The sequence below is a fragment of the Corynebacterium sp. HMSC059E07 genome, assembly GCF_001814395.1.
GTDB lineage: Bacteria > Actinomycetota > Actinomycetes > Mycobacteriales > Mycobacteriaceae > Corynebacterium > Corynebacterium hesseae.
In genome coordinates, this window is record NZ_KV816288.1 from 1 (window position 1) to 21,165 (window position 21,165).

The 21,165-nt window shown below is 61.3% G+C and carries 16 protein-coding genes and 2 tRNA genes; 8 read left to right on the forward strand and 10 right to left on the reverse strand.

Annotation, left to right across the window (positions count from 1 at the left end; all coding sequences use genetic code 11):
- Nucleotides 1-196: 196 nt before the first annotated feature.
- The 3 genes from HMPREF2967_RS04755 to gltX form a co-directional block, all read right to left on the reverse strand.
- Nucleotides 197-272, reverse strand: a tRNA-Glu gene (locus tag HMPREF2967_RS04755).
- 56 nt (nt 273-328) lie between these two features.
- Nucleotides 329-400, reverse strand: a tRNA-Gln gene (locus tag HMPREF2967_RS04760).
- Nucleotides 401-573: 173 nt separating this feature from the next.
- Nucleotides 574-2,073 carry a glutamate--tRNA ligase gene (gene gltX, locus HMPREF2967_RS04765; protein ID WP_083312584.1) on the reverse strand — a complete coding sequence of 500 codons (1,500 nt, stop codon included), beginning with the start codon at nt 2,071-2,073 and terminating at the stop codon, nt 574-576.
- A 162-nt stretch (nt 2,074-2,235) separates the two neighbouring features.
- Between gltX and HMPREF2967_RS04770 the strand changes: the two genes are divergently transcribed.
- From HMPREF2967_RS04770 to HMPREF2967_RS04805, 8 genes are all read left to right on the forward strand, one after another.
- Complete coding sequence (locus HMPREF2967_RS04770) at nt 2,236-4,578, forward strand: choice-of-anchor M domain-containing protein (RefSeq protein ID WP_070685212.1); 2,343 nt, start codon at nt 2,236-2,238, stop codon at nt 4,576-4,578.
- A gap of 14 nt (nt 4,579-4,592) precedes the next feature.
- The gene (locus HMPREF2967_RS04775) at nt 4,593-5,690 is read left to right on the forward strand and encodes a choice-of-anchor M domain-containing protein (RefSeq protein WP_070685213.1); all 1,098 of its coding nucleotides are present in this window, start codon (nt 4,593-4,595) and stop codon (nt 5,688-5,690) included.
- The gene (locus tag HMPREF2967_RS04780; RefSeq protein WP_070685214.1) at nt 5,690-7,189 is read left to right on the forward strand and encodes an anchored repeat ABC transporter, substrate-binding protein; all 1,500 of its coding nucleotides are present in this window, start codon (nt 5,690-5,692) and stop codon (nt 7,187-7,189) included. Before HMPREF2967_RS04775 ends, HMPREF2967_RS04780 begins: the two co-directional genes overlap by 1 nt.
- The gene (locus HMPREF2967_RS04785; RefSeq protein ID WP_070685215.1) at nt 7,182-8,081 is read left to right on the forward strand and encodes a choice-of-anchor M domain-containing protein; all 900 of its coding nucleotides are present in this window, start codon (nt 7,182-7,184) and stop codon (nt 8,079-8,081) included. Before HMPREF2967_RS04780 ends, HMPREF2967_RS04785 begins: the two co-directional genes overlap by 8 nt.
- The gene (locus tag HMPREF2967_RS04790) at nt 8,074-8,802 is read left to right on the forward strand and encodes an anchored repeat-type ABC transporter ATP-binding subunit (protein WP_070683074.1); all 729 of its coding nucleotides are present in this window, start codon (nt 8,074-8,076) and stop codon (nt 8,800-8,802) included. The genes HMPREF2967_RS04785 and HMPREF2967_RS04790 overlap by 8 nt, the downstream gene beginning before the upstream one ends.
- On the forward strand, nt 8,799-9,695 hold the full coding sequence (locus tag HMPREF2967_RS04795; RefSeq protein ID WP_070622866.1) for an anchored repeat-type ABC transporter permease subunit: 897 nt from the start codon (nt 8,799-8,801) through the stop codon (nt 9,693-9,695). The genes HMPREF2967_RS04790 and HMPREF2967_RS04795 overlap by 4 nt, the downstream gene beginning before the upstream one ends.
- Nucleotides 9,692-11,041 (forward strand): choice-of-anchor M domain-containing protein, encoded by a 1,350-nt coding sequence (locus HMPREF2967_RS04800; RefSeq protein WP_070685217.1) that lies wholly within the window; start codon nt 9,692-9,694, stop codon nt 11,039-11,041. The genes HMPREF2967_RS04795 and HMPREF2967_RS04800 overlap by 4 nt, the downstream gene beginning before the upstream one ends.
- 79 nt (nt 11,042-11,120) lie before the next feature.
- Nucleotides 11,121-12,224, forward strand: a complete 1,104-nt coding sequence (locus HMPREF2967_RS04805; protein WP_070683071.1) for an isochorismate synthase — start codon at nt 11,121-11,123, stop codon at nt 12,222-12,224.
- On the opposite strand, the gene HMPREF2967_RS04810 is transcribed toward HMPREF2967_RS04805, so the two are convergent.
- The 7 genes from HMPREF2967_RS04810 to HMPREF2967_RS04840 all read right to left on the reverse strand — a co-directional run bounded on the left by HMPREF2967_RS04810 (nt 12,221) and on the right by HMPREF2967_RS04840 (nt 21,145).
- Complete coding sequence (locus tag HMPREF2967_RS04810; RefSeq protein WP_185963178.1) at nt 12,221-13,030, reverse strand: fumarylacetoacetate hydrolase family protein; 810 nt, start codon at nt 13,028-13,030, stop codon at nt 12,221-12,223. The two genes, HMPREF2967_RS04805 and HMPREF2967_RS04810, sit on opposite strands and share 4 nt — an antisense overlap.
- 118 nt (nt 13,031-13,148) lie before the next feature.
- On the reverse strand, nt 13,149-13,766 hold the full coding sequence (locus tag HMPREF2967_RS04815; RefSeq protein ID WP_070564331.1) for an exonuclease domain-containing protein: 618 nt from the start codon (nt 13,764-13,766) through the stop codon (nt 13,149-13,151).
- Entirely contained in the window at nt 13,767-15,635 is a 1,869-nt protein-coding gene (locus HMPREF2967_RS04820) for a DUF294 nucleotidyltransferase-like domain-containing protein (RefSeq protein ID WP_070685219.1), read from the reverse strand.
- Nucleotides 15,636-15,652: 17 nt separating this feature from the next.
- Nucleotides 15,653-16,672 (reverse strand): 3-isopropylmalate dehydrogenase, encoded by a 1,020-nt coding sequence (locus HMPREF2967_RS04825; protein WP_070685221.1) that lies wholly within the window; start codon nt 16,670-16,672, stop codon nt 15,653-15,655.
- 135 nt (nt 16,673-16,807) lie between these two features.
- On the reverse strand, nt 16,808-18,394 hold the full coding sequence (gene serA / locus HMPREF2967_RS04830; RefSeq protein WP_070528608.1) for a phosphoglycerate dehydrogenase: 1,587 nt from the start codon (nt 18,392-18,394) through the stop codon (nt 16,808-16,810).
- Nucleotides 18,395-18,438: 44 nt separating this feature from the next.
- The gene (locus HMPREF2967_RS04835; RefSeq protein ID WP_118854827.1) at nt 18,439-19,323 is read right to left on the reverse strand and encodes a hypothetical protein; all 885 of its coding nucleotides are present in this window, start codon (nt 19,321-19,323) and stop codon (nt 18,439-18,441) included.
- Between the two features lie 28 nt (nt 19,324-19,351).
- Nucleotides 19,352-21,145, reverse strand: a complete 1,794-nt coding sequence (locus HMPREF2967_RS04840; protein WP_070685223.1) for a GmrSD restriction endonuclease domain-containing protein — start codon at nt 21,143-21,145, stop codon at nt 19,352-19,354.
- Nucleotides 21,146-21,165 lie beyond the last annotated feature (20 nt).

Below are 21,165 nucleotides of genomic sequence, written 5' to 3' on the forward strand. Positions count from 1 at the left end.
CGACAACGAATGGAACCCCAGCTTAGGGCTTAAGAAAAGGCTGGGCCGGACGCTCCTAAATCCACACGAAATGTCCCTTAGTGCGACACGCCGCAAATCCACACGAAATGTCCCTTAAGCCCGAGAAACAGGAAAAGCCAGGTCCGAAGACCTGGCTTTCTCCAATAACTTACGTACTAGTATGTGTAAGCACGGATGGTACCCCGTACGGGATTTGAACCCGTGTTACCGGCGTGAGAGGCCGGCGTCCTAGGCCGCTAGACGAACGGGGCATAGAACTGTGACCGCTGACTGCAAAGTGCCGCTGCTCTTTGCGCAGTTATCACTGCTGGCCTACCAGGACTCGAACCTAGAATGACGGTACCAGAAACCGTTGTGTTGCCAATTACACCATAGGCCATTGTCGCTTTGAACTTGCTTGGGGCTTAACCCCTCGCTGCTCGCTGCAACGGTTTATTACTATATCCAGCACCACCGATACACACAAATCGCCAGGCCAGATAGCATTTTCGGGGCATTAAGAACGATTCTTAATGCCCCGAAATTACAAGCCTGTGAGACTAGCGCCTGAGACTACTCAGCGCTCCACGGAGTCACGGCCAGAGCTGCCTTAAGGCGAGCCAGCGTGGACCCCTTGCCCAGCAGCTCCATGGACTCGAACAGCGGCGGGGAAACCTGCTGTCCCGAGACCGCGACGCGCAGGGCGCCGTAGGCCTTGCGGGGCTTGAGACCGAGGTCGTCGATAAGCGCGCCAGAGAGAACCTTTTCAATCTCTTCGGTCTTCCACTCCCCGAGCTCCTCCAACTTCGCAATGGAGACCTCGAGAGACTGAACAGCCTCCTCCTTGAGGTTCTTCTTCGCCGCCTTGGCATCGAGCTCCAGCTCAGCGTCCGGCGTGGTCAGGAAGGACATAAGCCCGTAAGCGTCAGACAGCGTCTTAATGCGGGTCTGCACCAGGTCGGCGGCGAAGGCGAACTTGTCTTCCGGGTAATCCGCAGGGAAGTCGGTGTACTCGGTGAGGTAATCCCGCAGGCGCTGGGCAAAGTCAGCCGGCTCCAGCAAACGAATGTGGTCGGCGTTGATGGCCTCCAGCTTCTTCTGGTCGAAACGGGCGGGGTTGCCCAGGACGTCGTGCACATCGAAGTTGGCAATGAGCTCATCGACGGAGAAGATGTCCTTGTCCGCGGAAAGGGACCAGCCCAGCAGGGACAGGTAGTTGAGCATGCCCTCCGGGATGATGCCCGCATCGCGGTGGTTGAACAGGTTGGACTGCGGATCGCGCTTGGACAGCTTTTTGTTGCCCTCACCCATCACGAACGGCAGGTGGCCGAACTCCGGGGTCTGCTTGGCAATGCCCAACTCAATGAGCGCCTCATAGAGGGCGAGCTGGCGCGGAGTGGATGACAGCAGATCTTCGCCGCGCAACACGTGCGTAACCCCCATGAGCGCGTCATCGACGGGGTTAACCAACGTGTAGAGCGGTGCGCCATTGGAGCGGGCCACCACATAATCCGGCTGGGTCTCCGACTTAAAAGTCAGCTCTCCACGCACCAAGTCATTCCAAGTCCAATCCCTGTCCGGCATGCGGAGGCGCCACACCGGCTTTCGGCCTTCCGCCTCAAAGGCATCGATCTGCTCCTGAGTGAGGTCGCGGTCAAAGTTGTCGTAGCCAAGCTGGGGGTCGCGGCCGGCTGCCTTGTGGCGCGCCTGCACTTCTTCATTGGTGGAATAAGCCGGGTAGACATAGCCGCCATCCTTGAGCTTCTGCAGGACATCAGCATAAATATCCATGCGCTGCGACTGACGGTACGGCTCGTCCGGACCACCCACATTGACGCCTTCATCCCAGCCCAAGCCGAGCCAGTTCAGCGAATCAATGATGGCCTGGAAGGACTCCTCGGAGTCACGAGCGGCATCGGTGTCCTCGATGCGGAAGATGAGCTTGCCGCCGGTGTGGCGGGCATAGGCCCAGTTGAACAGCGCCGTGCGGACCATGCCCACGTGGGGCGTTCCTGTGGGCGACGGGCAAAAACGTACGCGGACGTCGGAAGTTGTTTCAGTCATGTCAACCATCGTAGTTCAGCGCCGAGTTGCTGCACCGCCCGCCCCACTTGGGGGTAATTGAACCCAGTTTCCACTAAGCGTGAACTGGGTTTTCGATCCAGACTAAACGGAATTGATTTCCATTCCCTATAGTGAAACTCTCTCGACAGAACTGAAGAAAGGTTCCACACTGTGGCTCGAACTCGCTCCGTGGCGCTGCTTACCTGCGCCACACTTCTCTTCTCCCCCGCTACCGCCGTAGCCGGCCCTGACGACGGCAAACACGTCGCCACCCAAACGCACATCGATTCCCCCAAAGCATTCTGGGAAGACGATTCTCTTAACCTCAAGAGCCATTCAGCCGAGTCTGACCACGACCTCGCCGACACCGTCACGTGGGTAGGCAAAGGCTGGGACCAAAACGGCACGAACCAATACCAGTTCACCGTGCCTGAAGACCCTGCGCTCTCCTTCCTGGGGAAGCCGGGCGAAACCTATTACATGGCCCCTGCCAGCGTGCAGGGCAGCCTGGACCCGGTATGGATGGGCTTTGGCGCCGACACTGAGCTGCCTGTCGACAGCTTCCGCGATAACATCGCCTCCCTCGACCTGTTAAGCGTCGATGGACCGGGCGAAGTAGAGATGTTTGGCTACTACCCCGGCCCTGGCGGGCTGCAACGATTCTTTGGCACGTCGGAGGGCGCACCTCACTCCGCGTGGCTGACTAGTGGCACGCATACCCACAACTTCACTGTCTTTTCCAAACCCGGGCGCTACCAGTTCACATACCAAACCACCGCGCGAAACAAAGACGGCGAGTTCATTTCCTCCAAGCCGACAACCACGTCCATTCAGGTCGGCGGGCAGCGCCCGTCAGACCACAGCACTCCCTCCCTCAAGGAGCGCTTCGAACAGGTATCCGCAGGGGATGCTAGCCAGAAGGACTATCGCTTGCGCATCGCCCCTGCCAAGTCCCGTGACAAAGATGGAGATGAGCGGCTTTCCTCCATCGACTTCACTGGGGGCAGTAACGGCACGCTCACGCTGCTTATCGACGGCTACTTCCTCACCGATCTAGCCGTGAAAGATGGCAAGGCACACTTTGACGAGTTCCTAGGCCCAGAATCCTCCGAGATTCAGGCGGTGTACACCCCAGAAGATGGCAGCCCGCGGTGGGTATCCGAGCAGCTCAAGTACTCCGAGGGTGCAGAAGTAGCCACCACATCGAAGACGTCCGCGGAGTCCTGGACCGAGACTACAAACCCCCGTCAACTCTTCTCCGGAGAAGAGGTTTCGCTATCTGACACGGGACTGTCCGCGCGCGCCGTTCCGGAGGGCGAAGACGCCACCCGCATCATCCTGGAGGCAGCCGATAAAAACCTGGAAGGCTACGTGCACGGTGGCTTCTTTAGTAAGAGAAGCTCGCTTCCGGACATCGATTTCGACGGCACTATCACCCGCGGCCGCGCGGAATTTGTCGTCGGTGCCGATGCAAACTTCAACGGCAATACCGTGCGCCTCGATATTCTTCCGCACCCAAGCATCACGCAAGACTCCGGCAGCATCACGCTGACCGACAATTTCGCTTTCGGAAAAACGTACGAGCGCGTGGGCAAACTCGGCGCTGGGGCTCAGGCTCCTGCGCCAGCCCCAGATAACACTCCTCAGCCCGAACCCGGCGACAACACCGGTGTCTGCGCCGACAAGGCAGTGCTCGACCACGGACACGTCGATATTTCGGTATCCCGTGACGGCGATAAGTTTCTCACCCGCCTCAAGGATGAAACGGCCATCGTGGATAAGAAGACCGTCGAGCGCCCGCTTGACGACGTCGTCCTCGCAGTACACGACAACGCCCTGCGCTCCCGCCCCGCCGCGCTCAACGGCAAGGAATTCGACTACCTGGGCAAGGAGAAATTCTTCCTCCTCCCCCAAACCCAAGAGCAGAGCATCATCTGGCCGGGATACAACACCCAAGCTCTCAACTATAAGGACTATAAAGACGGCAAGGTCATGCTCAATATTAAGCCCGTCGAGAAGCCTGAAGGCGCAGAAATTGGGCTCTTCACTACTGAAGGATTAGGCAAAGGTTTTACCCCGCTGATCAACTCAGCGGAGGGGGACTTGTCCATCGAGACCACTTTTGCCTCGCATACCCACAGCAATTGGGTCTTTACCAAGCCGGGTATCTACAAACTCGAAGTCAGCTACACGGCCACCACCGCCGATGGCAAAGAAATTTCCTCCGAACCCCAGGTGCTCACCGTCGCGGCCGGAGACGCCGCAATCAAGGACTGCGCAAGCTCCAAGGGAGGAAGCGAAGGCGAAGGCACCGACACACCCGGCGGCAAGAAGCCAGGAAACACGAAGCCCAGTGGAGATAAGGGGACGACGTCCTCTAAGCCCAAGCTCGACAGCCTGTGGGGATTAGTGCTTCCGGTCGTCGTGGCCCTCATTTTCCAACGCCTTTTCAATTTCTACAACGACCACAGAGCCCAGATCGAGGCCCGCTTCAACGGTCTACTTCACCGCTAGAAAGGACACTTCGATTGCATTCCGCACCGCTGAAAACATTCAATGCCGCCGTGTGCGCCATCGCCATGACACTTCTCGTGTCCGTCTTTGGCTTTCCAGCGACTGCCCGCGCCGAAAGCGAGGTTATAGATTCTGGGCACGTGGATGCCTTCTATGTCTCCGCGCCGGATGGTCAGCTGACGCTGTCGATGAAGGAAGACGTAACTGGTAGTGGCGTCATCAGGCCCGGTAACGATGTCACCCTCAAGGTGGCTGAGGAGGCATGGAGCGAGGCGACCGAGCGCATCGATGGCATCGGCACACCGACGTACTACCTCCCCCAGACCCAGGACAGCTCACTCCTGTGGCCGGGTTGGGATACGCAAGCGGCCCAATCTGCTGGATATAAGGACGTGAACTTCGAATTTGTTGAGGTCACCGGGCCCGGCGACATTTTCATCTTCGAAACCGCAGGCTTTGGTGATATTCAACCGGTCACGGACGCCGGCGAGCTCGACTTGGTGTCCGGTGACGTCATCAATCAGGCTTACCCGGCGCACCGCCACGTCAATTGGGCGTTTAGCGAACCTGGTACGTACACCATGACTGTTCAGGCTGAATCCAACGGCGACACGAGTAATCAGGTCACCTATACCTGGGACGTCGGCGACGGCGAAGCCGCTCCCCAGGATTCCGGGGACGAGGAATCCAGCGTCGATGATGGCACTGACGGTGCCGACGATGACCACGGGGCTGCGCAAGGCGCCGCCTCCCCTGAGCAATCTGCTTCCTCCAACTCCGGCTCACGCTCTCACGCTGGAAGCACCGGAGCCGGCAGCTCTGGAGGCGCTGCCCGCAGATCGGCCACCGCTGCCGGTGCCAAAGACACCAAACAACAGGCCCACAACAAGGAGCGTAAAGACCGCACAGCTCGCGGGGAAAGGAAGGAGCGCAAGCCTTCTCACCGATCCGCCGAAACCGCGGACGGGGAGAATGTGGACACGGTGGCTGCGGCCGGCTACTACGACAGCGGGCAAAACCTGTTGCCGTGGGGCATCGGCATCCTCGGCCTGGGAATGCTTGTGCTGGGCCTGGCGCTAGCGCGCCTCGCGCTGCTGAGGGGCCGCGACTGATGTCTCGGAAAGTACGCACTCGGATGGCGTGCACCGCGATTCTTTCCGCCATCTCTCTCGGCGCCTCAGCGCTGAGTGGCTGCGCGAACACTGCCAGCGGAGACGATGCAAAGGTGAAGGTGGTGGCGACGACACCGATACTGGGGGACGTCGCCAAGCATGTGGCCGGACATGACGCCACGGTGACGACCCTGATCCCCGCGGGAAAGGATCCCCATACCTTTGAACCGAGCCTGCGCTCGGTGCGGGACATCGCAAACGCAGACGTACTGTTGTCCAACGGGTTCCTTCTCGAGCCACAGAATCTGCTGAAGTCCATGAAGGAGTCCTCGGATGTGCCCGTCACGGAGGTGGCGGATCAGGCCTCCACGCGTGGAGCGAAGCTGGTCCCGCTGGTGGAGAACATCGCACTCGACGCCGTGTGGCTGGGGTTGCGCGTGCGCAACGCGCCCCTGGGGACCTCAAGCGTCGACCTGCGCCTGATCGACGCAGAAGGCCCGGGCGATGCCGCCGCCTACGTGGTCTCGACATTCGGTACGCCAGAGGTCCTTTTTAACACCGCCGATGGGATAGATCCGCACGAGGATTCCACGACGCTGCCAGCCAACGCCCACACGCACGTGTCCTGGGCTTTTAGCAGGCCCGGTATCTACAGGATGAGCTTTGGCGCTCACGATGGCTCCCCGCAGGAATTCACAGTGGCGGTGGGCGTAAGCGCACCTAAGGGGATGCGCGAAATCGATGCGGGCCACGTGGATATCACCGCTGACATGGCTACAGGAAAACTCGACTTAGAGGACCAAGGCGAGCGTTTTGATCCGAAAACCACGGTGTTGCGCGTCCCTAACTCCGCGCTGCAGGAGATCCCGTCGGATCCCTCCTACCGTTTCTTGGGCCGTCCAGGCGATGAAACCTATCTCCTGCCGCAGGCGGTGTTAGGGAAACACATTCACGGTGAGGTGGACCCGCACCTGTGGCATAACGCCGCCAACGTTGTCAGTTTTACCGAGGTCATCGCTGAACAGCTTGCCCAGGCAGACCCCTCGCACGGCGCGGATTACCGCGCCCGCGCACAGGACTACATCACGCAATTGCGGGAAGCCGATGCCGAAGTAAGACGGCTCATCTCCGCCATCCCGGAGCGCAACCGCCACCTGGTTACGCCGCATCACGGTTATGCCTACTTGGAGCAAGGCTACGGCATTGATATCGCGGGCTTCGTTACTCCGAACCCGGCCATCGAGCCCTCGCCGCGCGATGTCATCGCTCTGCGCCGCACCTTGGAGAACCTCGAGCTTCCCGCCGTATTCGTGGAACCGACGCAACAAGCCAGCGCGGATGTCATCCGGGAAGCCGCCGATTCCCTCGGGGTGGCTGTATGCCCGATTTACGGCGACACGCTTGATGACGCCGTTCCGACGTATATCGACCTCTTGCGCTTCAACGCGCACTCACTCAACCGCTGTCTCAGCAACACAACAAAGGAATCTCATGTCTAAACTCACCATCCGAAACGTCACTATGCCGCTTGCGGCAGCACTTACCGCCGCGGCCTTGGCTTTCGCACCGGCCGCTGCCTTCGCCGGAGATCTCGCCCAGGTGGTCAGCGCTAACGAAGAGGTAGCCGCGCCTGGAACGGCTGCCACCATCGATCACGGCCACGTCGACCTAGGGCTCCTGCTCTCCGAAGGCCAAGCTGAGTTCCTCGCTCGCGATGATTCGGCTGAAACACCCGTGTGGCGCCAGCCCGAGGATGTGGTCTTCCAGGTGGGTGACAACGCCCTGTTGACTCTGCCGGAGGACAAGGCATTCTCCTTCGTTGGCGCAGAACCTGGCTCGCAGGTGTGGGTCGTACCGCAAACGGAGCAGGCTGACGTTCCGTGGTTGGGCTGGAATACCCAAGCTCCCTCATTGGCAGACAATGTTGAGCGAGGAGTGACCATGGAGTTCCTCGGGCACCAAGGCCCGGGTGACTTCTCCCTCTTCCTGCAAAACGGCGGCTTCGAAGAACCTCAGCTGCTGTGGTCTACAGCAACCGGGGACTCAGAAGGCTTCTGGGTGGACTTGGGCACTCATACCCACGCCAATTGGGTGTTCACCGAGCCCGGCATTCACCAGATCCGGGTCCGCATGAGCGGCGAGGGCGCAGGAGAAAGCGCCGGAAAAGAGGTTGCTGCCGAAGCCACCTTGACCTTCGCCGTGGGCGATGACGCCGACGTTGCGCAAGCACAGGCCGTGGAATGGGACCCCAATGCCGAGTCCTCCGCCACATCCGGCTCTATGTCGGCATCGGTGCCGACGTGGATCTGGGTGCTCGCGGGCGTAGGCGTCCTAGTGCTCATCGGTGCCATCATCGCGGTCGTGCGCGCGAAGGGTGGGCGGCGTGGCTAATCCCTTCATTACGGTGAACGATCTGTCCGTATCGCTGTCCGGCCGCCGCGTCATCGACGGGGCAAGCTTTTCTGTTAACCCTGGCGAGTTTATCGGGCTCCTCGGCCCGAACGGCGCTGGCAAAACCACGCTCATGCGCGCTGTCTTAGGCCTCGTGCCCTTTACCGGGACCATCGACGTGACCACCTCGCTTGGCTATGTCCCGCAGCGCCACGACGTGGAGTGGGACTTTCCCATCAGCGTGGCCAAGGCGGTGCTGAGTGGGCGCACTGGACTAGTGGGGTGGTTCCGGCGCCCAGGGCGCCTCGATAAGGAGGCCGCACGGCGCGCCATCGAGCTGACCAACCTGGAAGAATTCGCACGGCGTCCTATAGCCCAACTTTCCGGCGGGCAACGCCAGCGCGTCCTCATCGCCCGCGCCTTAGCCTGCGAACCAGAGGTGCTGCTTCTCGACGAACCTTTCACCGGCCTCGACGCCCCCAATACCGAGGAGCTCTTGCTTCTTTTTGACAAGCTCACTACGGATGGCACCAGCGTTGTCATGTCCACGCACAACCTCTCAGAGGCCGTGCATTCCTGCTCACGGCTTGTGCTCTTCAACCGGGGCATCATCGCTGACGGCCCGGCGGAAACCTTGCGCTTAACCCCGCAGCCCTGGAGCACCACCTTCGGGGTCTCAGCCTCCTCACCCCTGCTCTCCGCGATTGGGGTGGCGGCATGATCGACATCTCGCTAGTTGAGTTCTTCCAAGACCTCACCAACCCGCACTTGGACTTCCTCGCCCGCGCAGTAGGGATCTCCCTTCTCGCCGCAATCGTGTGCGGCGTGGTGGGGTGCTACGTCGTGCTGCGTGGAATGGCCTTCATCGGCGATGCAGTGTCCCACGCTGTGTTCCCGGGTCTGGCCATCGCCTTCGCACTTCACGGGTCAGTACTGCTGGGCGGCGCCGTGGCGGGTTGCGCGGTGGCCGTGCTCATCGCGTGCTTCTCCCAGCGGCGAACTGTGCGCGAAGATTCCGTCATCGGCATCTTCTTTGCCGCTTCCTTTGCGCTCGGCATGGTGATCATCTCACGCGTGGAGGGTTACACTGCTTCGCTCACCAGCTTTCTTTTCGGCTCGCTGACGGGTGTCTCCCACGCTGATCTCTACACCGCGTTCACCGTCTCGGTGCTTATCGTGGCCACAGTATTGCTCCTCGGCCCCCAGCTCACAGCCACCTGCCTAGACAAAGAAACCGCCCGCGCCATGGGGCTTCCCGTCTTTGTTCTAGACATCGTGCTTTACCTCTGCGTCACGGGCGCGGTGGTTATCTCCGTGGGAACCATCGGCAATGTCCTCGTCCTGGCCCTCCTCATCACCCCAGCCGCGACCGCCAGGCTGCTCTGTGACTCGCTGGGGTCAATGATGATCGCCTCCGCGGTGATCGGTTCGCTGGGCAGCTTCTTCGGAATCTACCTTGCATGGGCCATCGATCTTCCCGCCGGCGCAACCATCGTGCTGCTGCTTACCGCCTGCTTCCTTGTGGCGTGGGCACTCTCCCCTCTACTGCATTCCCGCCGCGATGCGGCATCCACCTCGCAATCACACACCTCGAAGGAGACCTTGTCCGCATGAACTCTTTCCATATGACACGTATGAACTTCCGCCCGCTTACCCTGACCGCTGTCGCTGCACTAGCTCTCAGCACACCGCCGTTGGTGGCCGCTGCACCGCCAGCCCTCGCCGAAGAGCACGCGAGCGAGGCCTCCTGCGATGCCGACTCCCTGCACGCCTTTACCCGTGGACACCAAGACCTAGCATTGGTCGGAGATTCCGGAAACCCCTCCTTCTTGGCCCGCGATGACGAGTCAGGCAAGGACTACACCTCCGGCGAGTTTTACGTGGAGGTGGGCAGCAACGCCGCCTTCGAAGAATCCGCAGGCAACGACGTCCCATCGAAAGGCTGGCAGATTCCCCAAACCCAGAACCCGGATATCCCCTGGGTTGGATTCAACACCAGCTACCTCGACGAGGCTGCGGCAGCCGACGCCACCCTTTCCTTAACGCTGCACGCCGCGCCGGACGGCGGGCGCATGGTGGGTTTCCAGAACTCTGTGGGCGCTGAGCCCACCGTGCTCTTTGATTCAGATAACCCGGATATCACTTGGGACTACCCCGATCACTTCCACAGCCACACCGGGATAATCTTCACCGAACCGGGGGCTTACGCCGCTACCTTTACGTTTACGCTCAACGATGGCTCTGAGCACTCCATCGACGTACCGTTCCTGGTCGGCGACGCCGATGCCTCCGACCTCTGCGGATTGGAGTGGGGCTCCAGCGAAGGCGACGATGCTGGCTCGGGCAGCCCGAAGAACCGGCCGCAGCAACTGGCCAAAGACATCAATGACACTTCCAAGTCCGTCGCCCAGCTGGATAAGACTATGGACAAAACACTCAAGGAGGCAGATACCCTCCTCAACGGTGGAAAACCCTCCGAAACAAATCGGGCTCAGGATTCGCGGCACTCCACGCGTCCGAGTGCGCGCAGTAAAGCACAACCGGGAGCATCATCAACGTCTAAAGAGCCCAGTACTGAACGCCCAGCTGATGGCCAGCGCTCAGTGTCGCAGTCCCAGAACTCAGCACAGAACGGTGTAGCCCACACAGCGCAAGGACAGAGAGATTCGGCACACCGTGGGGCGTCGCCAAGCACTGCTTCCTCAGGAGAAAAAGGCTCCACGCGCAACACCGCTGCCAACCGGGAACGCGGCGCAAAGCAGGAAGCACAGCAACAGCGCTCTGCGTCCGACTCCAACGAAGACTATGCTGACGCCGAAAACATCCAGGCCATGAGCTATGGAGCCCCGATGGTCGGCTTCTGGGCAGGCTTTCTCGCAGGCATGGGCTCCCTGGCCCTGCTACTTGGTATCGGGCTGTTTGTTGCCGTGCAGTTCTTCCGCCCGCGCAATCGCGACTAGCACCTCGATACCGGTCATATCACAAAAGCAAGGGATCTGGTTTCGGCGCTAGCAGCGGAAGGAACTAGAGTTATTCCTTATGTGTGAAAACAGACCCTCTACCGCCCCCGACTTCCTCCTGTCCCGCGCGACGGGGTCTGTGCGTACCCAAGGTTCAACCACCACCTTTACTGATGTCGATGACGCAGTGTCCGCACTACACGACGGCAGCGCGCCCATGGTCGTCGGCGCACTTCCCTTTCACAAGGGCGACCCAGCTGCGCTCACCGTGCCGCGCAGCATCATTCGTGAGGACGGGCCTCTTGAGCCCCATGCTTACTACCGCTGCGGCAAGCTCAATGCGCGCGTGACCGGTTTTGATCCGGAGCCGGAAGAGCACCTGCGCCGCATTGAGGCCGCCATCGCTACGATCGAAGCCTCCAAGCTGGACAAGGTGGTTCTTGCTCGCGCCGTTGACATTGAGTTCAATGCTCCGGTGGATCCGCTCCTCGTGGCCGCGCGGTTGATCGATCTATCCTCGAACCGCGATGGCTTCATCGCCGACCTCTCGCCGGCGGGGCGCCCGGGTTCTATGCTCGTGGGCTCCTCCCCGGAAGTGTTGATTAAGAAGCAAGGCTCAACGGTTACGGCCTTCCCCCTAGCTGGCTCGGCGCCCCGCCAGGCCGATAAGGCACACGATATCAAGGCCGGTCAAGACCTCCAGAACTCAGGCAAGGATCTGCGCGAGCATGCCTTCGTCGTGGACCACATCCGCCGGATCCTGCAGCCGCTGTGCAGGACTCTCGATGCCCCCACCACCCCGCAGCTGACCTCCACGAACGAGATGTGGCATCTGGGGACCCCGATTGCGGGAACACTGAAGGATTCGAATTTCACGGCACTCGAACTGGCCGAGCTGATCTACCCCACCCCCGCCATCTGCGGCACCCCCACGGAAGCCGCGCAAGCGCTGATCGAAACCGCCGAAGCCGACCGCGGCTTCTACGCCGGTGCAGTGGGCTGGTGCGATGACTCCGGCGATGGCGAGTACATGGTGGCCATCCGCTGCGCCGAGGTGGCCGGCGATGGGCTCTCCGCCCGCGCGTGGGCGGGCGGCGGAATCGTCGTGGATTCCGACCCGACGGCCGAGCTTCAGGAAACCACGGCGAAGTTGCGCACCATTCTCAAAGCACTCGGCCTTTAGGCGCGCTCAATCGGGTTGGTCAGGCTGCCCACGCCGGGGATCTCAATTTCGATGGTATCGCCCGGCACCATCGGCGCCGTACCAGCCGGGGAACCTGTGGTGATGACATCGCCGGGCAGCAGCGTGTAAGACTGCGAGATCTCCGCGATGATGCCGCCCATCTTCACGATCATCTGGTCGGTGTTGGAATCCTGCTTTTGCTCGCGCTTGCCATCGTGGGTCAGGTAAGCGTTGATCTTCTGGTCATCGAGGTCGATGCAGTCCAGGTCCGTCTCGATCCACGGGCCCAGCGGGCAGAAGGTGTCAATGCCCTTCGCACGTGCCCACTGGCCATCCTGGAACTGCAGGTCGCGCGAAGAGACATCGTTGCAGATGGTGTAGCCAACGACGTGATCACGCCACTTTTCCGGATCAATATTCTTCGAGACCTTAGAGATCACGACCGCGAGCTCTCCCTCGAACTCCACGTTGGTGGCGAACTCCGGGATCTTGATGGGGGCACCGGGGCCAATGACTGCGGTGGAGGGCTTAATAAAGATCGTCGGCGGGAGGTGCTCCGCGGATTCCTTGAAGACCTCAGCCACGTGGTCGGCGTAGTTGCGGCCAAGCGCCACGACCTTGGTGGGCAGGGTCGGCGCCAGCAAGCGCACCTCACTCAGCGGCCACTCGCGGCCAGTTGGCTCCGGCGGGGTAAACGGGGTGCCGGAGATTTCCTTGGCCACCAACTGGTCAAGTGGGGCGTCGGCGGGGCCATCAATGATGGCGAAACAAATACCTTCGGTGTGAGCAATTCGTCCTAAACGCATGACGGCCATACTACTCGCAAGGGTTTTTCACTCGCGTTCAGGGGCTAGGTGTAAAGCTTGCAAAGAGTGCGATAATAACGCAGGCGTCCAACCTATGGAACAGAGCCCGCTCGGCCGCCTAGCGCTTGGCGACGTCCCCCAAGGTCACCGCCCGCGTGCTCCCCCGCTGCGCCAGATATAGCTCAGCGCAGGCCAAAGCATCACTCAGCGCGTTGTGATTGCCATAGCGCGGCAAACCGTATCTTGCGCGTACTCGGGGAAGCCGCAGGTCCTCGCCGCGAGGATAAGTGCCCATACGTTCCATGTGGCGCCGCTCGATAGCAAAGGTATCAACCACGCTCAGCCGAGGGACCTGACCAAATATCTCTTTGGAAGCCGCTTCTATAAAACCCACCTCCACAGGTGCGAAGTGAGCGAGTAGCGCTCGGCCGTTCAGGGCCTTTCGCAACTGTTTCATTGCCACTTCGCGTTCCTCGCCGGCATCAATAACCTCCTGCGTCAGCAGGTGGACATGTGCATCTTCGGCCACCTTCGCGCCGCGCACCACGGTATAGCCGGCGCCAGATAGGTCGATAACACCGCCGTTCACCGGTACCCACCCGATAGAAACAATCTTTCCTGTGCGCGGATCAAGACTCGTGGTCTCCATATCTACGGCGAGCAATCCCAGCTCGTCGAGCGGGGTGCTTCGTGCAGGCGCGCCCCAATCCGCGCGGCGGCTCCACCGGCTCCACATCTAGATACTCCTCACCGGGTACTTGGTGGCAAGCGCGTTCTGCATGGATTTGATCGCACGGAAAGCATCGCGCAGGTGCTCGCGGTCCATCCGCCCCAAGCTCTTGGGGTCAATGTGGTAGTCCGGCTTGTGCCCTTCCCGCAACTGTCGGGCTTGGTGCTCGAAGGAAAGAGATCGGAGGTAGTCGAAGGCGTCGAGAAGCTCCTGTGCACCGCGGCGGCTCACCGCGTTCCCGGCGGCTTCGCTCAGGCGCTGGCGGGTGTCCACAACCGTGGAGCCGGATGCTAAGGCGAAGAGCCGGGCCATCTGGACAATACCCGCGGTACCTCCCTTTTTAATGTCGAGGGTATGTGCATAATCGCCATCGCGCTCCACCACGAGTCCGCGAAAGAGCGTCAGCGGCGGCTCGCGGCGCGCGGCCAGGCTAGCCAGGTGAGCGTGCAGGCGCGTCGCACCCTTGCCCATCTCCACGGCGGCAGTGTGAACCTCGCGGGCCAGCTCCTCGCTTCCGTAGAGCACGCGGAAGTCGAAGAAAATCTGCGCGTTGAGCAGCGCCTCCGGTTGGGGGTCCCGGATCCATCTGCGGAAGGTGTCGATCCATTGGGAGCGCGTCATCCGCCACTCGGCGTTCATGGCCATCATGTCACCAGGGCACAGAGCCTGACCGGCGGCGGCAAGGCCCTGGCACACGAAGGTACTAAGCCGAGCGAAATACTCGCCGTGCGCGTTGGCATCATAATCATCCGCGAGGACAAGCGCATTGTCCTGATCCGAGGCCAGCGCCATTTCGCGCCGCCCCTGCGAGCCCACGGCCACGAAGGCATACTCCACAGGCGGAGGACCAAGTTCCTCCTCCGCGAGCGTGCACAGGCGCCGTGCCACAGCATCGGCGGCAAGCGTGACCAAGCTCGAGGCTTCCGCCGGTGTCGAGCCGCGTTCCACGAAGCGCCCGGCCAGGCGCGTGGCCTCGTTGAAGGCACCATTCAGCTCCGCAACACTGGAGCGCCGTGAAAGATCCGCCGCAAGGTAGACCGGATCATTGTGCAGCAGCCGGGTAACGTCCGACTGCGTAACAATCCCCTGCAGGGTGCCTTCTTTAACCACCGGCAGGTGGTGGATTCCGCGCTCCGCCATGTGCAGCAGAGCCTCCATAGCGGGGGCATCTACCGATACCGTGAGGGGCTGAGGCGTCATGATCTCCTCCACCGATTCAGCAGGGTCACGCTCCGCGGCGAGCACGCGGGTGCGCAGATCACGGTCGGTCACAATGCCGGCAAGACGCTTGGCTGAACCTGAACCCGGTGTAACAACGAGCAGTGAGGACACGCCGCGGTCCGTCATCAGCATCGCGGCTTCACGGATGGTGGTGGCAGCCGGCGCAGTCAATATGTCGGTACGAGTGAGCTCTCGCAGCGGCGTGCGTAAAACGTCGGTCGAAGTTGATTCAGAAAGTTCGCGTGCTGCGGCGCGGATCCGGCGAGACTGCGCTGAAAAGAAACGCGCAATGTCGGGGTTGCGGCGGGACAACTCGGTGAAGTCCTCCTGCGCCAGGGTGAAGACGAGGCTGTCCTCTACCGCGACCATCTCATAAGCGGAGTGCGGCTCCCCCTGCAGCGTGGAATAACCGAAGGTGAGCCCGGATTCGCGGCGGTCTAGCAGCATGCTGTCCTCCCCCAGCACATCAATCGCCCCGGTGCGGATGATGTGGAGGTTGACATTTTCTTGCCCCAGCTTGATTGGGATATCCCCTCGGCGCAGGTAGATCATGCTCAACTGTGAGGACAGCGCGTTAAGCTCTTCCTCCAGCAGGTGGGAGAAAGGCTCATTCTTGGCCAGGAAGCTGGTGACCTCGTCTATTTCGACGCTCATGCGCCAACCATACAGGGCTAGGCGCTGAGCGCGGAGGCGATTCGATCACCAATTTCGGTGGTGCCCGCCTGTGCGTCGCCGCGGGAGGAGACGTCGGCAGCCACGGCCTCCTCGATGCGCACGGCGTTCTCCTCATCCCCGAGGTGGCGCAACAGCATGGCTGCCGACAGGATCGCCGCAGTGGGATCCGCGATGCCCTTGCCTGCGATATCCGGGGCGGAGCCGTGGACCGGCTCGAACATGGAGGGGTTAGCGCCGGAGGCATCGATGTTGCCGGAGGCAGCCAGACCAATACCGCCGGTAACTGCACCCGCCAAGTCGGTCAGGATGTCGCCGAAGAGGTTGTCTGTCACGATGACGTCATAGCGCGCTGGGTCGGTGACCATGTAGATCGTTGCGGCATCGATGTGGTTGTAATCTACGGTGACCTCGGGGAATTCCTTCGCAACCTCGTCCACCGTGCGCTGCCAGAGGCCACCGGCATTAACAAGGACATTGGTCTTGTGCACCAAAGTCACGTGCTTGCGGCGGCCCATCGCACGCTGAAAGGCATCACGCACCACGCGTTCAACGCCGAAGCGCGTGTTCTGGGAGACCTCCGAGGCCACCTCGTGTTCAGTACCTTCGCGCAGCGTGCCGCCGTTTCCGCAATACAGACCTTCGGTGCCCTCACGGACGACGACAAAGTCGATATCGCCCGGGTTTGCCAGCGGAGAGGTGGACGTCGGGTACAACTTGGAGGGGCGCAAGTTGACGTGATGGTCCAGGGCGAAACGCATCTTCAGCAGCAACCCGCGCTCAAGCACACCGGGCGGGACCTCACCGGGCGCACCAATGGCGCCGAGCAGGATGGCGTCGTGTTCGCGCAGGGATGCCAGGTCGGCGTCAGTAAGCAGCTCCCCGTTGCGCAGGTAGCGTCGTGCACCAAGGTCATAGTCCGTAACCTCAACGTCCTGGCGTACCGCGCGCAGGACCTTGAGTGCTTCCGCGGTTACCTCGGGACCGATTCCATCGCCGCCAATCACTGCCAGTTTCATTTTGTGGGATTCCTTTCTCACATATTGGATATATGTGAGAGTACCACCCCCTCTGCCTTGAGGGCGGCGAAACCCCCGCAAAGAACCGTTCTCGGTCCTTCACGGGGGCTGGGATGAAAGGTTCAGCTGTCCAGACTAGGCATCCAAATCAAGCTGGCGGCAGGTAGCACCCAGCGCCGCGTTGATTTCCTCGACAAGCTCCTCCGGCACCTCGCGCTCAACTCGCAAGATAAGGACTGCATCGGAGACATCCTTGCCCTGGGTCAATGCAGCCGCCACGATGTTGATGCCGGCAGCGCCAAGCTTCGTACCCACAGTGCCCAAGGCACCCGGGGCATCCTTGTAGGAGAAGAAGAGGTTGCGGCCCGTAGCGCGCATGTCGACGCCACGGCCATTGATGCGGATGATCTTCTCGACGCCGTCGATGCCAGTCAGGGCACCAGTGAGCTGCGATACCAAGCCGTCGGGGCCGATAACCTTGACCCTCACGGAGGAGCGGTGTCCCTTCGATTCCACGTTGGTCTTGACGTCCACGCTCACGCCGCGGCTTTCAGCAATCTGCATCGCGTTCACAAAAGTAACGGTCTCCGAGACCACGCCAGAAAACAGCCCGCGAACAGCGGACAATCCAAGAGCCGAAACATCCTCGTTGGCCAGCTCGCCGCAAGCCTCCACCTCGACGGCAACCGGCGCAGCGTCCAACAGGTTGCCTGCAACGAGGCCCAGCTTGCGTGTCAGATCCAACCAGCCGGCAACCTCTTCGCCGACTCGGCCGCCTTCGACGTTGACGGCATCGGCAACGAATTCGCCGGCCAGTGCCTTGAGCACGGAGGCAGCCACATCGGTACCCGCACGATCCTGAGCCTCGACCGTAGACGCGCCAAGGTGCGGGGAGACGGTAACTTGCGGAAGCTCGAAGAGCGGGGAATCTGTGCACGGCTCGGAGGCATAGACATCGAAGCCAGCGCCGCGGTGGTGACCGGATTTGATCGAAGCAGCCAAGGCTGCCTCATCGACCAAGCCGCCGCGGGCGGCGTTAATGATGATCTGCCCCTTCTTGGCCTTCGCTAGGAGCTCGGCGTCAAACATGCCGGCGGTCTCCGGGGTCTTGGGCAGGTGAATGGTCACGAAGTCAGCGCGAGACATGAGCTCCTCAAGGGGCACCAATTCCACGCCCAGCGCTGCCGCACGGGCCGGGTTGGCATAAGGGTCGTGCGCGATGACGGTGGTCTCAAATGCCAGCAAGCGCTGGGCAAAGAGCTGGCCGATGTGACCGAAACCCACGATGCCGATGGTCTTGCCGTATACCTCAACCCCCTTGAAGGAGGAACGCTTCCACTCACCTTGGCGCAGGGACTGATCCGCCGCCGGAACCTGGCGTGCGGTGGCGAGAAGCAGCGCGATCGCCTGCTCGCAGGCGGAGTGGATGTTGGAGGTCGGCGCGTTGACAACCATGACGCCACGCTCGGTGGCAGCGGGGATATCAACGTTGTCCAAGCCGACGCCGGCACGCCCCACAATCTTCAGGTTCTTCGCTGCGGTCAACACCTCCGCGTCCACGGTCGTAGCGGAGCGGACGAGGAGGGCGTCTGCCTCCGGCACCGCGGCAAGCAGCTCCGCGCGGTTGGGACCGTCAACCCAGCGGACTTCAACTGTGTCCCCGAGAGCATCGACGGTGGATTCTGCAAGCTTATCGGCGATAAGTACGACCGGCTTCGACATAACTTCCTTCACTAGTCTGAAATGTGGATGCCGAGAAGTGTAGTTTATTCTTTCCAGCCCTGAGCGATTTTATGCGTGAATTCTGTCACTGAACCGAATTCCGGCCCGAGGGCCACGATCGGGCCATCCGCCAACCCCGCAGTAATCGCCGCGCCGGCTTTCGTTGCCGTCGGATCCGGTTGCGCCATCACGAACACCGTACCGCCATACGCGGTGGCGTTCACCACGTTTGCTAAAGGGCTGTCCTTCGTCGCAACGATCACCGGTGCCATCTGCGCATCACGGCGCGCCTGGGCAGGAATCGCTGGCATCTTTTCCTTCGTAAGGTGCTGCGACAGGGGTTCCCACGCGGCCTTCAACTCCGTCTTGGTTGAGGAATCTAGGCGGGTGATGCTGTCCACCATGCGCTCGCGATTCACCACCACCTTGGATTCAAAGCGGAATGCGGTGTACTCCCCCAGCGCCTTGGTGTTTCCCGGATCATGCACCACTTCGCGTTCGCCATTGTGGCTAGCCCATGGGACATCCCCGATGACGAGGATCTGGTCAACGTCAAGGTCGGTAAGCAGCTGCGAGATCTGCGGGCGAATCGAGGAATCGTAGGTCACCATTGGCACGCGCTGCGATACGCTCAGCGTCGCGGCCCGCAGGGCAGCGGCATCTGAGTCTTCGGCCAAGATCAGCGTATTGCTTTCCTTGAAGAACAAACGCGCGGAGTCAATTCCCCAGCGGTCCTCAACCACCGTAACCTCGTTGGCGAATTGCGGGTCAATAAGCCGCAGACGGTTTTCTTCGCTCGCGCGGGCTAGGTCAATCTCCGCCTCAGGGCGGGCGGCAATGTCCTGCGTCAGGATTGGCTCACCGCGCCCCAACGAGGAGCAGCCCACGGCCGCAAGCGCGCTCATGCCCAGCAGCAGCGCTACAGGCACGACACGCAGTGCACCCAGCAACGACACCTTAACGTGCAAAGGCCTGCGGGCCCTCTTCGCCGCCGGAAAGGTTCGCCTCATCCACGTCGCGCACAACCTTCTTGTTGAGCGCGTACTCAACGATGCCCACGAAACGCTCGCGGCGATCGGCAAAGAACTGATGCGCAGTCTTCGCAGTCAGCAGCTCCGGCTCTAAGTCATGGGAGGCCAGCACGCTGTCGAACTCGGCGTCTTCCATGATTGACTTCGACTGCACGCGCGGCAGGTAGCGTTCCGGCGAGTGCCCGTCGAGGACAACTTCTGTGCGCTTGCCCATCGGCGTGCGGTTGAGCACGGAGTTGGCGAGCACACCGCTGACGCCGTGGCGCTCACACCAACGAAGCGGGAAGACCGGGAAGAAGCCTGGTTGCAGCTCCTCGAAGCTGTGGCGGTTGAACGGGCGGCCGGTACGCCAGTCCTTCGCGCCGCGTGCCATGAGCAGAGCATAGAGGCCGTGCCATACCCCGTCGTGCTCCCCCACAGACAACAAGCGGGACTCGCGGAAGGAGGCATCGCGCACAGTCTTCGGGACATCCTCGGTCTCACCCGCGACCCACGCCGTGACCTCATCGACATCACGCGCGGCGCGCAGCCTCACTGCAGAAGAGCCATAAAGCTCACCAAAGACGCCGCTCCAGAACCACTGGTTGAGGCGGTCCCATGCGTCCTGGCTGGACAGCACGCCCTTCTTTTCTGCCAGGCGCGCAAGGATGACAGCCAGCGGAATGATCTGCTCGGAATAAGGCACCTGCTCAAGGGAAAGAATGCAGCGCTCGGCCAAGAACTCAGCGACCTCACGGAAAGTAATCACCAGGGTTTGCGAGGCCTTGCGGTACTCATTCAGTGACAGCTGCAAGATATCTTCGCGCTGGCCGCCAGCGTTCCCCTTCTCCCCGGACACCAGCAGCGAAACTGCCGAAAGGAACTCGTTGCGGCCGATGCCGTCGAGCGCGGGGAAGGCACGCAGCTGCTTCTCGACGCCTGCCCAATCCTCCGCCAGGTGAAAGTCCGGATCTTCAGAAGCAAAGACAGCCGTCAGGAGATCGAAGACGTCCATCTGCAAACCGGCCGAGTTAGCCTGAGCGAAAATGGAGCCAATTCCCGAGCTCGCCGTCTCGCGGGAGAGGCGAATCATCGGAACCGTGTAGCCGGACAGGGGCCGTAGAATCCGGTTATTGAAGGCAGCGACGACGTCACGGGTGGCGCCATCGTTGGCAGCGGCGAGCTCGAAGAGCATGCTGGTGCCTTCCTCACTCAGCAACGCCGAAACCGGGATGCAGCACGCCTGCACTGCGGCCTCGCGACTATCCAAGGTGCCCTCGATGTTCGGCGCGAAGTGGGAGCGCAGTTCGCCGTGCTGGTTGATGGCGAAGACAGCTTCATCCGGCATGATGTCCTCGGAGGTAGCTTTGCGCAGGTCCACGAAGTACTTGCGGGAGACTTTCTTGGAGCGGAAATCGGTGGTATCCACAAAGCCCTCACCGCGGAAGCAGTGATACAGGGTGGTGAGCCTCTGTTGCCCATCGAGCAGGAGCAGGCCGGGGTTCACCCCCGTGTTAGGCGCGCCCGCGAGAGGCCGTGGCCGAAAGCGCATGGCTTCATTGCGGGTATCCAAGGCCATGAATGCACCGAGCGGGTAGCCGCGCAGGACGGTGACGATCAGCGATCGAATTCGGTCTTCATCCCAGGCATAGGAGCGCTGGAAATCGGGCAGCTGAATATCACCGCGATCGATGCGAGCGAAAAGGTCATTAAGGTCATAGCTTGGCGTAGAGAAACCCATGGCCCCGAGCCTACAACTAA